Below are 15440 nucleotides of genomic sequence, written 5' to 3'. Positions count from 1 at the left end.
TTCTAAAAAATGTAGATTTTTGGGGATTATGTAGAAATTTTATGTTAAAATCTTGTGGAAAGAGATGAGTCTCGTTTCTTTTCAATCCGAAGAATCCATCTGAAATAATACAATTCAAATATATTTGTAACTTTACCACCCATATAAATTTCAAGATGAAAGCATTAAAAATATTGGCTGTGCTGTTTTTTATAGTAGTAGGAACACAACAGACTTTTGCCCAGAAATACAGATTTAAGACTTCCAGCTACAGCGTAATGGAAAAAAATGCAAAAGGCCAATGGGGAAAATGGTCGGACTTTAAAGATACCAACCTCATCATTGTTTTGGATGGGGATAAAAATCGTATTGTAATAAACTCAGCACAGACACAGCTGTATAATATTGATGTTTACGGAAAAACCATTGAAAACGAAACAGATAAGACTGTAACTTTTAATTGCATCGACAACAGTGGTGACCGTTGTGTTATTGAAATAATTACCCGAAAAAACCAAGGCAATCGTATTCAGTTTTATATCAATTACCCTGATTTAAAAATCGTCTATAATATTTATCCGTAAGACTGAGGAGAATGAATACCTATCCCAAATCGGAAAAATTAAAAAGCAGGACTACGATTGATGAAATGTTTCGTGAAGGCAAATCGGTTTCAAAATTTCCGTTGCGGCTTGTGTATAAAAAACAGGCTCTCGAAGAAGATCAAAAATTAAAAATCGGAGTTTCGGTTTCAAAAAAATACTTCAAGAAAGCGGTTGACCGAAATTATTTCAAAAGAGTACTTCGTGAAACCTATCGTCTGAACAAGAATCTGTTGCTGGATTCAATGGACGAATCCTATGCTTTCATGCTTTTATACCAAACAAAAGAAAGACTATCCTACGAAGAAATAAACCGGAAAACCATACAGCTGTTTAAAAAATTCCATCTTCAGGTAAAACCAGAGATTGAAAAAAATAACGATTAATACATTTCGATACTAAAAAAGCAGCGATTCCCGTTACTAGCCTATATTCAATGCCATTTGGTTTATTTTGATGGAGATGAAATGTTTAGCCATTTATTATTATTTTAGTGGTCTTGTTTTCCCTAATCTGGAAAAAACGAAGAAGAAAAAGAAAAACTTAAAGTTATGTATGCATTTTTAAAAAAGAAATATATCATTCCGGTCGTAGCTGGAGGCCTTTTGTATGTTGGAGCGAGTTTCAGAAATGATTTCTTTGAAATTGCAAAACAGATTGAAATTTTTACGACCATGTTCAAAACCGTGAACATGAATTATGTAGATGAAACCAATCCTGGTGAGCTGATGGATAAGGCTATCAAGAATATGCTTATGGAACTGGACCCGTATACGGTTTATTTCAACGAACAGGATGTTGTAAAATTCAAGATCAATAACACTGGCGAATATACCGGAATCGGAGCGTTGATTACAAGAAAAGAAGGAAAATTGATTATCAAAGAACCTTACAAAAACTATCCTGCTGATAAGGCTGGCCTAAAAGCCGGTGATGAAATTATCCAGATTGGTGATGTAAGTCTATCTGATTTTAAAGACGATGCTTCGCAACTCCTGAAAGGAAGCAAAAATGCCAAGATTGACATAAAATACCTCCGTCAGGGCAAAACAAACAATACAGTGTTAACCTTAGAAGAAGTAGACCTGAAAGCGGTTCCATTTTTCTCAAAAATAGACGACAAAACCGGCTATATTGTTCTTTCTCAATTTAATGCCAAGGCGTCGCAAGAAACCAAACAAGCATTGGAAAAGTTGAAAGCAGATGGTGCGCAAAAAATAATACTGGATTTGAGAGGAAATCCAGGTGGATTATTGGGCGAGGCAGTCAATATCTGCAACCTGTTTGTGCCAAGCGGTGAGACAATCGTAACTACAAAATCGCATATCGAAAAACACAATAATACTTACAGAACATCGAGAACTCCTGTTGATACTGAAATCCCTTTGGTAATTTTAGTGGATGGAAAAAGCGCATCGGCATCAGAAATTGTAGCGGGTGCATTGCAAGATCTGGACAGAGCCGTAATCGTTGGTGCAAGAAGTTTTGGAAAAGGTTTAGTACAAAGACCTATCGATTTGACTTATGGAACTCAGGTAAAAGTAACTATTTCACGTTATTACACGCCATCGGGAAGATGTATCCAGGCTTTAGACTATGCACACAAGGATAAAGACGGAAAAGCGATACGTACTGATGAAAAAAATTACACCGCATTTAAAACCCGTAAAGGAAGAACCGTATATGACGGAGGTGGAATCCAACCTGATGTAGAATTGTCTGAAACAAAACTAAGCGCTATTACGGAAGCATTGGTTAAAAATGATGGTATTTTTAATTATGTAACGCGATACTATTATAAAAATCCAGCTCTGGGTGACAAAATCCCAACAATTACAGATGCGGATTATACCGATTTTAAAAAATTCCTGAAAGATCAGAAATTTGCTTTTGATACGGAAACCGAACAATCGATGAAAAGAACGCTTGAGGCAGCCAAAAAAGAAAAAATAGATGATGACATCAAGGCAGAAGTCCAACAACTGCTTACGGCCCTGCAAAAAAGCGACGAGACGCAATTGAACAAGCATCAGGCGGAAATAAAAGAACTTATTTTGGATGAAATCATCAAAAGATATCAGTACAAAGAAGGCTTGTATCAATATTACACCAAAAATAATTCTGAAATCAAAAAGGCCACTGCCTTGCTAAATAATTCGGCAGAATACAACAAAATACTACTCAAATAATGCTTCGCATCCTTAAACTTCTCCCCCTGTTTATTTTTGGATTTGTCTCTGCACAAGAAGAGGTAGTCCATTCTGTTTATTTCGATACGAATAAATACAATCTGACGGAAAATCAAGTAGACGATGTTCTCAAATTCATACGGTCTACAGATTCTGTCAGGATTGAATCCATAAGCATTTATGGGTATTGCGATGACCGGGGCAAAGACGAATACAATTTCAAGCTTTCTAACAATCGTGCCAATGCTATTAAAGAAAAGTTGGTTGAAAACGGTGTCAGAAGCAAGATTATCGTTACGATTGAAGGAAGAGGAAGGGTATTGATTGAAGACGATATTGATAATATTTCTGAAGTACGTTCAAAAAACCGACGTGTAGACGTAGTGATGAACTTCAAAGAAATTCCAATCGAAAAGCTTGAAATTCCTGGTGTTTACAGCGAAATTCATAAAAATCACGTTGTTGGCGACCGTATTTATCTGGAGAAATTGTTGTTCGAAAAAGGAAGCAGCAAGCTCACGATGAAATCAAAAAATGAACTGGACAGAATGGCGCGCCAACTCCTGAAATACAAAAACCTGGAATTTGAAATTCAGGGGCATGTCTGTTGTACGCCGCCTTTTCACAAAGAAGCCATAGATAAACACACCAAAAAGCGGAAACTTTCTGTGAATAGAGCCGAAGCCGTATACAAATATTTGGTTTTCAAAAAAGTGCCAAAAACCCGAATGACATTTAAGGGTTACGGAAATACCCAACCGCTTGGTAAAGGCTCTGATTTGGATCGCCGGGTAGAATTGGTTATAACCAAAGTTTAAGACCTTTTCATTTCTATGTGAGGAATCCCGTCTTCAAGATATTCTTCGCTTGTTTGGGAAAATCCATGGTTTTCGTAAAATTTTTTGAGATAGAGTTGTGCTGAAATTGTAATTCTATCATCGCCAAAATCACTCTTAATTGCCTTAATCGCCTCACGGATAAGATCATGTCCCCATTTTCTATCACGATACTTTTCTTTGACGATAACTCTTCCAATTGAGGATTCGTCAAAATAATCACCCGCTTTGAAAAGTCTGCAATAGGCTACTGTTTCGCCTTCAAATTCACCAATTAAATGAATTGCCTTTCTATCTTTTCCATCGATATCCTGATATACGCAGTTTTGCTCCACTATAAAGACCTCGCTGCGCAATTCCAGTAAATTATACAGTTCGTCAAGAGAAAGCGCCTTAAAAGGCTTTATTTTCCAAATTAGAGACATCCGGTTCTTTTTATAAAAATGAAATACTTTTAATTATCGACTCCAATTCGTGTATCAAATCTCTTTGCGGAGTTGATGGAGCATAGCAAAATCCTTCAATAACCAGAATTCTGTTGTTTTTAGGATCAATAATGCTGTAATTGATAAAAGGCCCGGACATCGTATCGTTTCTCAGTTCCCAATTTCCTTTGGTTTGATAGGCTTTTAGGCCTCCTATGGTTGTATTCAACAAATAGGGCGAATAGGAATCTTCCGTTACCATTTGTGAGTTTTCGGTCGTGCCGTGGATATAAAGTCCTCCAATAGAATCGCGTGCCCTAACAATGCTGTTAATTGCCTCGTCGCTTTTTCTTATGGAATGCAAAGGCACCTGGTATATCAAAATGCTAGAGTTTCCACTTTGGATTTCTTTTTTCAGCCATAGAAACTTTTCTTTCTCCAATACAGCCTTATAGGTTTTTGGAACCTCAAGCGAAATATTAAATTTATTCTTGAATTTCTTGCCATCCATTAGCGCCTTTTGGGTCTCTTTTTGGGTTACCTCAATTTCCGTTTTCTGCATTTTTGCAATTATTTCCGCAGCATTTTTCTCCAGTCGGTCAATAATTGAAGCTGTCGAATTGCCAGAAATACGGATGAGGTTTTGAGGCAGGGCATATTGATTCTCAGAAATATCAAAATCATTTCTGGCCTCTTTTTTTATGTAAAGGATGTTTCTGTTTTTAGCCAGTGAGCCTTCAAAGGCATGCAATGGATACTGATTTATCGTAAAAAGTGGTTCTTCTTGAGGAAGTCCATCAACGGGTGCGGCAAATTTTTTTCGAATGGTATCCCCTATTTCACCAATCCAGAGCTTGTCATCAATAAAAACAGCAAGAGAATTCGTATTTCCGATGGATTGTTTATCGGAATTTTTTACTTCTTTTTGGGTGCAGGAAAAGGAAAAGGCCGCTAAAATTACGAGCAGCAGTAGCTTTTTCATTATGTTGCTTTTTGCAAGAGAAAAGCTAAAATCCAAGAATTGTTATCCTTGGATTTTAAGCTTCATTCCAGGTTTGATGTTTTCGCTGCTAATATCATTCCATTTTTTGATATTTTCAACTGTAACTCCCGGATATTTTTTAGCAATGCTGAAAAGTGAGTCACCTTTTTGAACAAGGTATTGGTGTACTTTTGCTGAAGAGGCAATCTGTTGTTGTGCTTTTTCAGCTTTAGTTTCGATAATTGGAGCATTTTCGTTTGGAATCAGTTTTAGCTTGCTTCCTGAAAGTACATTAGTATCTTCAAGATTATTCCATTCTCTAATTTCTGCAACAGTTACGCCATATTTTCTGGCAATCGAATTAAGATTGTCGCCTTTTTGCACTACATAGAATTCTGATTTCTCATCTTCTTTGTTTTCAATATCGTCTGTGGCAACTTCTTTAGTTTTTGCTTCTTGTTTTTCAACAGCAGCAATAGCTGTTTCGGTAGTATCTTTGGTTTTAACAGCTGGCTTTGGCGTTTTCTTAACTACTGTAGTAGCCACTCTTTCATTAGTCTGAATTTTCAGCTTGGCGCCTAGCATCACATTATTGTTTTTCAAACGGTTCCATTTTTTAATTTCTGAAACTGTAACGCCATATTTCTGAGAAATCTCACCAATATTGTCGCCTTTTTTAACCGTATGATATTTTGTCTTAGTAACTATTTTGCTGCCTTTTACGATTTCCGGTTCTTCCGAATAATCTACATAAGGACTTCTTCCGTCAGTAGAAGCAATTGCCGTTTCAGTCGTATTGCCCGTTGGCGATGTTGTTTTTCTTGAAAAATAAGGTTTTTCTCTCTTGTCTTCTTCGATTTGTGCATAAGCATAAATCTTATCTTCATTCGAAGTGAATACTGCAATCTTTGGAACCGGCAGTCTCAGATAATGGTTTTTTCCTTTAACAGAGGGAACTACATCTAATTTATAACCTGGGTTCAAAAGTTTGATTTGCGATTCCGGAATATCCAACAAGTCAGAAATCTGCTTGAAAGACATTTCGCGTTTTACCATAACCGTATCTGTTGCAAAATAGCTAATGGCTGCTCTTTTTGGCTCAATTCCATGTTCTTTATGATATTCATAAATATACATCGTAGCTAAGAAAGCCGGAACGTAACCTTGAGTTTCTTTTGGAAGATTTTTTCTGATATTCCAGTAGTTTTGCTGTCCGCCAGAACGTCTGATTGCTTTTGAAACATTTCCTGGACCGGCATTGTATGATGCTAGAACCAAATCCCAATCTCCAAATATTTTGTACATATTGGATAAGTATTGGCAGGCTGCTTCAGTAGCTTTCAAAGGGTCGCTTCTTTCATCAATGTAGGAAGAAACATCCAGATTGTATTGTTTTCCTGTGGCGAACATAAATTGCCAAAGTCCTGTGGCTCCTACTCTTGATTTTGCGTGTGGATTCAAAGCTGATTCTACAACGGCCAAATATTTGATTTCTAACGGAACGTCATATTTGGCAAGAGCTGCCTCAAACATAGGGAAGTAATATTCTGATATCGCCATCAATCTTTCATACGATTTCTTTCTGTTTTTCAAGAACGATTTGATGATATTTTCCAATCCTTGATTGTACTCTATGTTGAAAGGTGACTTGGCGTCCATTTCTTTCAAACGAGCTTTTAACAAATCAGTAGATAAATCATAATCTACTTTTTCGTCAGGATTTATATGAGCAATATCAAATTCCATTTCTTTGAAAAGATCCTGATTGGTCAATTCATCCATCCATTCCTTATCGACACATGAAGCAACTTCATGGTCAACAAATGTGCTTTTTATAGAGTCTAAAACAGATAATTTAGGAGTCGTAATTTGTGGAGCTATTTCTTGAGAAACGGCATCCTGAGCGAGAATATTTAAGGAAAAAAAGGGTACTAAAAAAAGTGCTATTTTGGTTTTATTCATAACTGAAAATTATAACTTATTATATTTCAAATAATTATGCATATTGCAAACTTAACTTTTTATAACTAACTTTTAAAACGTTTAGTATAAAAATTTTGTTTTTTAACTTATTATGGCATCAATTCCAGGTAGTGATTTTCCTTCCAGCATTTCCAGCATTGCCCCGCCCCCAGTAGAAACATAGCTCATTTTTGGCTCCAAACCAAACTGTTTAACGGCTGCAACAGAATCGCCACCTCCAACAAGAGAAAAAGCGCCTTTTTCGGTAGCTTCTGCAATAAATTCTCCTAGAGCGATCGTTCCTTTTGAAAATTTTTCCATTTCAAAAACACCTAGCGGACCATTCCATAAAATAGTTTTGGAATTTAAAATGACCTTTTTGAAAATCTCCAACGATTCCGGCCCGGCATCAAGTCCTTGCCATCCGTCAGGAATATCTTTCACATCTGTTACTTTTGTTTCTGCATCATTTGAAAATGCATTGGCAGCGATAACATCAACAGGTAAATGGATTTCGACATTTTTCTCTTTTGCCTTTTTCAAAATTTCCAATGCCAGCTCCATTTTGTCATCTTCGCAGATCGAATCTCCAATTTTTCCACCCAAAGCCTTGATGAAGGTAAAAGTCATTCCTCCTCCAATAATCATATGGTCGATTTTATCGAGTATGTTTTCAATAACAGTAATCTTTGAAGAAACTTTTGAGCCACCCAAAACAGCCGTTACAGGTTTTTCAGAATGCTTAAGTACTTTGTTCAGGCTTTCTATTTCTTTAGCCAATAAAATTCCGAAACATTTGTCGTTTGGAAAGAATTGGGCAATAATGGTCGTTGAAGCATGTGCTCTGTGTGCTGTTCCAAAAGCGTCGTTTACATAAACATCGCCAAGTGAAGCCAATTTCTTTGAAAACTCAACATCTCCGGCTTCTTCTTCAGGATAATAGCGAAGGTTTTCCAAAAGCAGGATTTCACCAGGCTTCAGGTTTTTTGCTGCTTCTTCAGCCACCGGGCCAATACAGTCATTTGCGAATTTTACTTCTTTGCCTAAAACTTCCGAAGTTTTTTCAAGGATATGCTCCAGAGAATATTTTGGTTCTTTTGCTTTTGGCCTTCCTAAGTGTGACATCAGGATTACGCTTCCGCCATCAGCAAGAATTTTATCAATTGTTGGCTTTGCTGCTTCAATTCGGGTTGCATCTACTACTTTAAAATTCTCGTCTAAAGGAACGTTGAAATCTACCCTGATTAGTGCTTTTTTGTTTTTGAAATTGAAGTCGTTCAAAGTTTTCATTAGTGGTATATTTTATTTGTTTTTTATTGGATTCACAAATATATGATTTTTAACGAACTAAAAAATATGAAAACATTTAAAATAACCTTAATTCATTAGCGAAAACGTTATAATTGGCTAGAATGCACTTAAAGAAAATCCGATTTGAAAAATTTTGTACATTTATTTCTTGTTAAAAATTTCACAGCCATTTCTATATAAGAAGAAAGCCTTTTATTCCTCATTATCAAAAAAATAATCAATTCTTTGGAAACCTATGAAACATTCTTTCTTATTTGATTTAGATGCAAAATATATTGTGATCTTCTTATTTTTTGCCATGTTACTGGCGATTAACATCGGATATCGATTTGGAATAAAAAAAACAAAAACAGATTCTGACAATTCCGGTATCTTATCTTCTTTATTGGGATTGCTGGCATTGATCCTGGCATTTACTTTTGGAATGGCCGGTTCCAGATACGAAAATCGAAAAACAAGCCTTATTGATGAAGCGAATTCAATAGGAACCGTCATACTCCGAACTGATACGTACCCGGATAGTTTGAAAAATGCGTTCAAAAAAGATTTGGCAATCTATCTTAATTCCCGGATTGCTTATTTTGAATCCGATAGGGATGAAGAAAAAATCAATCAAGCTATAGGGCAATCTGGAAAAGCAAGCGAGTCTTTATGGAACAGAGCTTCTATATGTTCTAAAGACAAAGATTTATTTTTGCCTTCCAACATGATGATTCCGGCCTTAAACAGCATGTTTGATGATGCTACCACAGCAAACATGGCGTATAACTCAAATGTTCCGGAACCAATCGTTTATCTGTTATTGTTTTTCTCTATTATCATTTCCTTCTACATAGGCTACAGTTCTGGCTTTAAGAAAAAAATAGACCGGTTTTATATTTTAGGATTCTGCCTTTTGACTTCGGTAGTGATCTATATAACTTTAGATTTAGACAGGCCAAGGCGCGGTTCCATAAATACGGAAAACGAAATGCTTTTGTTTAATGATTTGAAAAGCAGTTTATAAGTTTTTTGGTGGTTCATTTTTTTGAAGCTTGCTAACTCTTCATCGTTTTTCCCCTATATTTGTTCCATGCTATTTTCAGAAATCCTCGGACAAGAACATATCAAAAGCCACCTTACAAAAAGTGCTGATGCCGGACGAATTCCGCATGCTCAATTGTTTGTTGGCCCTGAAGGTTGCGGTACGCTACCAATGGCTTTGGCCTATGCACAATATGTGTTGTGTCAGAATTCAGGCGGTGAAAATCATGGAAAAAATGAGGCCTGCAATTTGAAATTCAATAATATTTCACATCCCGATCTGCATTTTATCTATCCTACCGTTTCAACCGATGATGTGAAGTCAAAGCCAAAAAGTCTTGATTTTATTGCCGACTGGCGTTCCTTTTTACTTGAAAACCCGTATGGAGGACTGTTTGACTGGTATAAATATCTTGGTGTTCAGAACAAGCAGGGACTGATTCGTGTGGAAGATGCGCAGGAAGTACTTAAATCGCTTTCGTTGAAATCATTTGAAGGCGGCTATAAAATCATGATCGTGTGGATGGCTGACAAGATGAATGTCGAAGCGTCAAACAAGCTCTTGAAAATCCTGGAAGAACCGCCGGAAAAAACGCTTTTTATTTTGATTTCCGAAGATGAAGAATCAATTATACAGACAATACGTTCGCGATGTCAGGTATTGCATTTCAACGGAATCCATGAAAATATAATTGCCGATATATTGGTTTCACGTGAAAACATAGACTCTCGCGAAGCCAAGAAAATTGCACACCAGGCACAAGGAAATTTTAGCAAGGCATTGCATTTATTAAGAGAAGACAGTGAAGAACAGCCTTTTGAGCAATGGTTTGTTTTATGGGTCCGAGCCGCATTTCGGGCTAAAGGAAATGCATCTGCTATTAACGACCTGATTGCCTGGAGCGAACAAATTGCCGGTTTGGGGCGTGAAGCGCAAAAGAAATTTTTGCATTTTTGTATCGAAATGTTCCGACAGGCGTTGTTGCTGAACTATCAGGCTTCCGGCTTGGTTTATATGGAACCGAAAGTTGAAAAATTCAAGCTGGAAAACTTTGCCCCTTTTGTTAATGGCAACAATATCAATGACATATTTAAAGAACTTTCCGATGCCGTTTACCATATTGAACGGAACGGAAATGCCAAAATTATCCTTACCGATCTATCTATCAAACTAACCCGATTAATCCACAAAAAATAGTAATCATGAACAACACTGCTTCCATATTGATTTTAGTATTTTTGGCCGTAACATTTTTACAATCAGGCTATGACAAAGTAATAGACTGGCAAGGAAATGTAGGCTGGCTTAAAGGTCATTTTGAAAAAACATTCATCAAAAATAGCGTACCACAATCCCTGATGCTTATCCTTGTTTTGGAAATAGCAGCCGGAATTCTTTGTGTTGCGGGTATCATACAGATGCTGATGAATGGAGAAACTACGTTTGGCTTTTATGGTTCTGTTGTTTCTGCTGTTACGCTTGTTTTCTTGCTTTTCGGTCAGCGAATCGCTAAAGATTATGATGGAGCCAGAACGATTGCTATCTATTTTGTTCCGGCTGTTCTAGGCGTATTTTTTATGCAATAATTTACTGTGAAGCCCTATATAACTTCAATTCATCCCAGGTAAATTTATTCCCGTATTTTTCTTTCAATCCGTTGAGAGATTCTTCGTTGTAGCCTTCAAAAGCTTCGGCTAAATCTTGTATTATACCTTCCGGAAGAACGTCAGATAATGCGACTTTTCCGGACTGTATCAATTTGACGAAGTGGGTCACTATGGTCTGTTGCGTGAGTTTTCGCAGGCTTGCGATTTCGGCCATGGAATTGTTTTGTTGCCAAAGCTCATAGGTTTCCTCAACTGTTGATTTTTTAGGAAGCTTTTTCTCTTTTTTCTTTGGCATATAGCGGTTTTCATCATAATCATCTTCCACTAGTGTAGCATGTGTATTCTTGAATTCTTCACGAATAGCCTCTAATTTTTTCGATTTATACGATCGTATTTCCTGCGAATCCAAATTTTCTTTACAGATTTCCTGGCCTGATGCTACAATTTCTATGAGCCTTTTGGCTTTCATCAGGCGCAACACAGCCTTAGTTTGCAGTTCTTCCAAAGCATATAACTCCTGAAAAAAAGTTTTTGCTTTTTTAGCCCGTTTTACTTCTTCCAATTTCCATAGGATTTCATGTACCAACTGGTCCATTGGCTTTAGAAAATAGTCGTGGGCAGCCTGAATTCGTTCCAAAACAAACTGAATATCATGTGTTTCATCAAAAAAGAGCTTATCCAGCTGACGCATGAATTTTATAGCCGGCTCGGTTAGCGTTCCAATGGATTCTGCCTGCCGTTTTGCCCATTGCATGTGCTTTGATTTTTCAGATTTTTCAGCATCCTCGTTGTAGCTGTATTGGTGGTTTCTCCATTCCTGAGCAAGTTCCTTCCAATCAAAGCTGTTTTTGAGATAGTTATGTATAAAATTTTGTGTTTCTTTTTCCAACGAAGATTGTAACAGTTCTTCCGAAGCTTTGTTATTGGAATACTGCATGACATCATAATCATTCGAAATGCCATTCATTTGCAGCGGAGAAAGCAAAATAAGCCCTTCTAACGAACGAAGTCGCGACAAGGCGACATATGCCTGTCCGGGAAGGAAAACTTTCGATACATCAAGCACAGCTTTATCAAAGGTCAATCCCTGGCTTTTGTGCACTGTTATCGCCCATGCTAATTTTATCGGATAATGAGTAAAAGTCCCTAAAACATCCTCAACAATTTCCTTCGTATCGGGATCAACAGAATACCGAATGTTTTGCCATTCGTATCTTTCTACTTCGATTGTTTTGTTTTCATCTGGAAAATGAACCAGAATTTCCTGTTCTGACAAGGCTTTTATGATGCCCATTTTTCCGTTGAAATAATTTTTTTCGGGTGAAAGGTCATTCTTCACAAACATGATCTGGGCGCCCATTTTTAGGTTCAGTCTTTCATCAACAGGATATATCTTTTCAGGGAAATCGCCTACAATCTCAGGTAAAAATGTCAGTTGTTTTTCCTGCAAATCAAGCAATGATTGTTCATTTAGGGCATCCGCTTTTGCATTATGTGTAGTCAAGGTTATATATCCCTTGTTTTGTTTTAGGTCAAAATCCTGCTTTACGTAATGGTTTAAGTTTTTGATATCTTCCGCATCTACCTGATTATTACGGAGATTGTTCAATATCGATATGAATTTATCATCGGTCTGGCGGAAAATCTTTGAAAGCTCGATGTATAAGGGCGGATATTGCTGCATTACGTGAGAATGGAAAAAGAATTTTCCATGGTAATAGTTTTTCAGGACTTCCCATTCTTCATTTTTAACAACGGGCGGAAGCTGCAACAAATCGCCAATAAATAATACTTGCACACCGCCAAAAGGAAGTTCTTTTCTTCGTATACTCCTCATTGTAAAGTCAATAGCATCCAGTAAATCAGCACGAAGCATACTGACTTCATCAATAATCAGCAATTCCATATTCAAAATCACGGATTTTTTTGTGCCATTCATCTTAAAATGGCGCTTTAGCGTGTCTTTGGTTTCGAACTTTATGGTATCGGAAAAATGCGGTGTCTTGTTGTATTCCGGTATAAATCCTGCAAACGGAAGCTGAAACATGGAATGAATCGTAACACCGCCCGCATTCAGGGCAGCTATGCCCGTTGGAGCTACTACTACCGTATTCTTGTGGGTCGATTGTATGATTTCTCTTAAAAGGGTGGTTTTTCCGGTTCCGGCTTTGCCGGTTAGAAAAAGAGAACGCTGCGTCTGATTGATGAATTTCAGCGTATACGATGCTGCTTCAGATATTGGTTGCATTGGCTTGTAGTTTTCGAAATGGAAAAATAGTCAATTTTTCGAAATGATTTCCAAAAAAAATGCCTTCACTTAGGAAGGCATTTTTTAGAATTTATTTTTTCTCTTCAGCTTTTGCAGTATCCTTTGTTTCTGTTTTTTCTGGAGTTTTATAATTGTCATTCAATTCTTTAACGATTTTCTCAGTAATATCATATCCGTCTTTAGCATAAAGAACCGTTGCAGCATCACCTGTTCCGTAGATATAAGAATAGCCGTTCTTTTTACCGTAATCTTTTATGTATTTTCTTACTTTACTAACTACAGAATCTCTTTCAACAGCTGCTTCTTTTTGTAGTTGTTGGCTCATAGCTTGCTGAGCATAAGTAAGTTGCTGTTCTTTTTTCTGTAACTCTGCTCCTTTTTTCTGTGCCCACTCAGGACCATTTGCTTGTGCATTTCTACGGAAATTATCGGCCTCTTCCTGAAATTTTTTAATTTCAAGTTCAAGTTCTCTACCCATAACTTTCGATTTTTCTTCAAATTTAGCCTGAAGGTCTTTCGATTCAGTATATTCATCCATCAGTTTTACAGTATCGATATATGCTGTTTTTTCTGATGTTGTTTTTTCTTCAGCTTTGTTGCAAGAAAATAATGAGATTGCTATTGCAATGGCTACTATTGATTTTTTCATTCTGAGTTCTTTATTTTTTAATTGGGTCAAAAATAGAAAAAAAAAGTTACAAATACCCAAAGTGTTAATTTTCGGGCTTTTTCTTTATGATAAGATTATTTTATAGTTTAAAAAACAGGCATAAATTCTGACTATCAAAAACGGATTAAAATAAAGCGATTTAAGACACTTTCAAAAAAAGGCGATGTCTTTTCATGTTGCTGCTAAAAACTCTTCAAGATTCGCTTTTATTTTAATTTTTAGCGTTTTTTAGCACATAAATATGCGAAGAATATTCAAATTTTTGTTTTGCTTTCCAATTTGACTTCAATCCAATAAAAAATGCTTTAATAAAATTTATTTTTCCGGTTTTGTATTTTTCGGATAAGAGACTTACATAAAACGAATCAAATTTCATTGGCAAGATTTTTATGAGCTCGATATTTTCGTTTTGAAATAATTTTTTGATTGCTGTTTTTGAAAAATGCCAAAGGTGTCTTGGTGTATCATAAGCAGCCCAAAATTCGCCGTAGTATTTTGCATCGTATGATTTAAAATTAGGTACCGCAATAATAATTGCGCCATTGGGCTTTAGCAATCTTTTTAATTCTTTTATCTGGTTTTGCAAATCGGGCACGTGTTCTAAAACGTGCCACATAGTAATAACATCAAAAGAGTGGTCTGCAAAATCAATGGCCTGTTGTTTTAGTTCCACTCCTTTTTGGCTTGCGACAGATCTGGCTTTTTCGCTAGGCTCTACACCTACCACATTCCAGCCATCATTTTTAGCTACCAAAAGAAAATCTCCTGTTCCGGCTCCAATATCTAAAAGTGTTCCTTTTTTATCTTGTAAGCCGTTAATCAGATTCAATTTATTTTTTAAAGCGATATTTTTTATAAAATGGTAGGCTTTTTCAAAAAGTGAACGTTTTCCGTCTGTGTGCGATATATAATCATCACTTTCATAATATTTAGAAAGTGCTGCTCCTTCCGGTTGAGGTGAAGTAATCAGCATGTCCAAATCTTCATCGTATAGCAGCTCAAAAATTTCTTTTGAAACAGAATTATCTTTTACGGTTTGGTAATGCTTATGATTTGCTGAGGTCATTGTTTAAATTGGATGTATTCGTCTTTAAGATTTTTAAGATAGGCCGTTGCTTTATTTTGAAACATGGATTTATTGGAGAGACAATCTTCATTAAATTCATTAATCATTGAGATGGCAATAAATTTTGGCTGGCCTCCTACAACGTTGGCAATATTTTCTTGATTTTGTACCGCAAAATTTGAAAACCCAAAATATTTATCAAATTCTGAATTTTCATAGACAATGAGCTTATACTTATCGCCATCAATCGTAATCCAAAATTCTCTCGTTAGGTAGTTATTCAATTTGTATTTGATAGCGAGAAATTGTTCAAATGGAAGATTCTTTAGATTGTTTTCAAAAATAAAAGCATTAAGTGGCTTAGTGCCCAAAACTTCTTTTCCGTTTTCAGAAATATAATAATCGTCAATTAGAAAAGCTGGCTTTGTTCCAATGCAGCTTTGTAAAACAAAAATTATCAAAAGAATTGAGACAATTCCTTTGATAATGCGGTTTTGAGTACTTCGTTCCACGTGAAA

15 protein-coding genes are annotated in these 15440 nt (G+C 36.3%); 7 read left to right on the top strand and 8 right to left on the bottom strand.

What is annotated here, in order from left to right:
• Positions 1 to 155: 155 nt before the first annotated feature.
• From ABH942_RS14025 to ABH942_RS14010, 4 genes are all read left to right on the top strand, one after another.
• Positions 156 to 563 (top strand): hypothetical protein, encoded by a 408-nt coding sequence (locus tag ABH942_RS14025; RefSeq protein WP_370033006.1) that lies wholly within the window; start codon positions 156 to 158, stop codon positions 561 to 563.
• Positions 564 to 574: 11 nt separating this feature from the next.
• Positions 575 to 967, top strand: coding sequence for a ribonuclease P protein component (gene rnpA, locus ABH942_RS14020; RefSeq protein ID WP_370033005.1), 393 nt, complete (start codon positions 575 to 577; stop codon positions 965 to 967).
• 165 nt (positions 968 to 1132) lie between these two features.
• Positions 1133 to 2770 carry a S41 family peptidase gene (locus ABH942_RS14015; RefSeq protein ID WP_370033003.1) on the top strand — a complete coding sequence of 546 codons (1638 nt, stop codon included), beginning with the start codon at positions 1133 to 1135 and terminating at the stop codon, positions 2768 to 2770.
• Positions 2770 to 3588: an OmpA family protein gene (locus tag ABH942_RS14010; RefSeq protein ID WP_370033001.1), complete on the top strand. Its 819-nt coding sequence runs from the start codon at positions 2770 to 2772 to the stop codon at positions 3586 to 3588. The genes ABH942_RS14015 and ABH942_RS14010 overlap by 1 nt, the downstream gene beginning before the upstream one ends.
• On the opposite strand, the gene ABH942_RS14005 is transcribed toward ABH942_RS14010, so the two are convergent.
• The 4 genes from ABH942_RS14005 to pgk all read right to left on the bottom strand — a co-directional run bounded on the left by ABH942_RS14005 (position 3585) and on the right by pgk (position 8265).
• Complete coding sequence (locus ABH942_RS14005) at positions 3585 to 4031, bottom strand: GNAT family N-acetyltransferase (protein WP_370032999.1); 447 nt, start codon at positions 4029 to 4031, stop codon at positions 3585 to 3587. The genes ABH942_RS14010 and ABH942_RS14005 overlap by 4 nt on opposite strands.
• A 10-nt stretch (positions 4032 to 4041) precedes the next feature.
• Complete coding sequence (locus ABH942_RS14000; RefSeq protein ID WP_370032997.1) at positions 4042 to 5013, bottom strand: DUF4837 family protein; 972 nt, start codon at positions 5011 to 5013, stop codon at positions 4042 to 4044.
• 42 nt (positions 5014 to 5055) lie between these two features.
• Positions 5056 to 6975, bottom strand: a complete 1920-nt coding sequence (locus ABH942_RS13995) for a LysM peptidoglycan-binding domain-containing protein (RefSeq protein WP_370032995.1) — start codon at positions 6973 to 6975, stop codon at positions 5056 to 5058.
• A gap of 102 nt (positions 6976 to 7077) precedes the next feature.
• Positions 7078 to 8265 carry a phosphoglycerate kinase gene (pgk, locus tag ABH942_RS13990; RefSeq protein ID WP_370032993.1) on the bottom strand — a complete coding sequence of 396 codons (1188 nt, stop codon included), beginning with the start codon at positions 8263 to 8265 and terminating at the stop codon, positions 7078 to 7080.
• 256 nt (positions 8266 to 8521) lie between these two features.
• Here pgk and ABH942_RS13985 point away from each other — a divergent pair, with 256 nt between their 5' ends.
• The 3 genes from ABH942_RS13985 (at position 8522) to ABH942_RS13975 (ending at position 10896) form a co-directional block, all read left to right on the top strand.
• The gene (locus ABH942_RS13985; protein WP_370032991.1) at positions 8522 to 9292 is read left to right on the top strand and encodes a hypothetical protein; all 771 of its coding nucleotides are present in this window, start codon (positions 8522 to 8524) and stop codon (positions 9290 to 9292) included.
• A 66-nt stretch (positions 9293 to 9358) separates the two neighbouring features.
• Positions 9359 to 10507: an ATP-binding protein gene (locus ABH942_RS13980; protein ID WP_370032989.1), complete on the top strand. Its 1149-nt coding sequence runs from the start codon at positions 9359 to 9361 to the stop codon at positions 10505 to 10507.
• Positions 10508 to 10512: 5 nt separating this feature from the next.
• Complete coding sequence (locus ABH942_RS13975) at positions 10513 to 10896, top strand: DoxX family protein (RefSeq protein WP_370032987.1); 384 nt, start codon at positions 10513 to 10515, stop codon at positions 10894 to 10896.
• A 1-nt stretch (position 10897) separates the two neighbouring features.
• On the opposite strand, the gene ABH942_RS13970 is transcribed toward ABH942_RS13975, so the two are convergent.
• From ABH942_RS13970 to ABH942_RS13955, 4 genes are all read right to left on the bottom strand, one after another.
• Entirely contained in the window at positions 10898 to 13165 is a 2268-nt protein-coding gene (locus ABH942_RS13970; RefSeq protein ID WP_370032985.1) for a helix-turn-helix domain-containing protein, read from the bottom strand.
• A 91-nt stretch (positions 13166 to 13256) separates the two neighbouring features.
• Complete coding sequence (locus ABH942_RS13965) at positions 13257 to 13835, bottom strand: OmpH family outer membrane protein (protein ID WP_370032983.1); 579 nt, start codon at positions 13833 to 13835, stop codon at positions 13257 to 13259.
• A 232-nt stretch (positions 13836 to 14067) separates the two neighbouring features.
• Complete coding sequence (locus tag ABH942_RS13960) at positions 14068 to 14922, bottom strand: methyltransferase domain-containing protein (RefSeq protein ID WP_370032981.1); 855 nt, start codon at positions 14920 to 14922, stop codon at positions 14068 to 14070.
• Positions 14919 to 15434, bottom strand: a complete 516-nt coding sequence (locus ABH942_RS13955; RefSeq protein ID WP_370032979.1) for a hypothetical protein — start codon at positions 15432 to 15434, stop codon at positions 14919 to 14921. The genes ABH942_RS13960 and ABH942_RS13955 overlap by 4 nt, the downstream gene beginning before the upstream one ends.
• Positions 15435 to 15440: the final 6 nt, after the last annotated feature.

The organism is Flavobacterium sp. 28YEA47A, from assembly GCF_041262125.1.
In the GTDB taxonomy this organism is placed as follows: Bacteria; Bacteroidota; Bacteroidia; order Flavobacteriales; family Flavobacteriaceae; genus Flavobacterium.
This window is presented reverse-complemented; position numbering and strand designations above follow the sequence as displayed.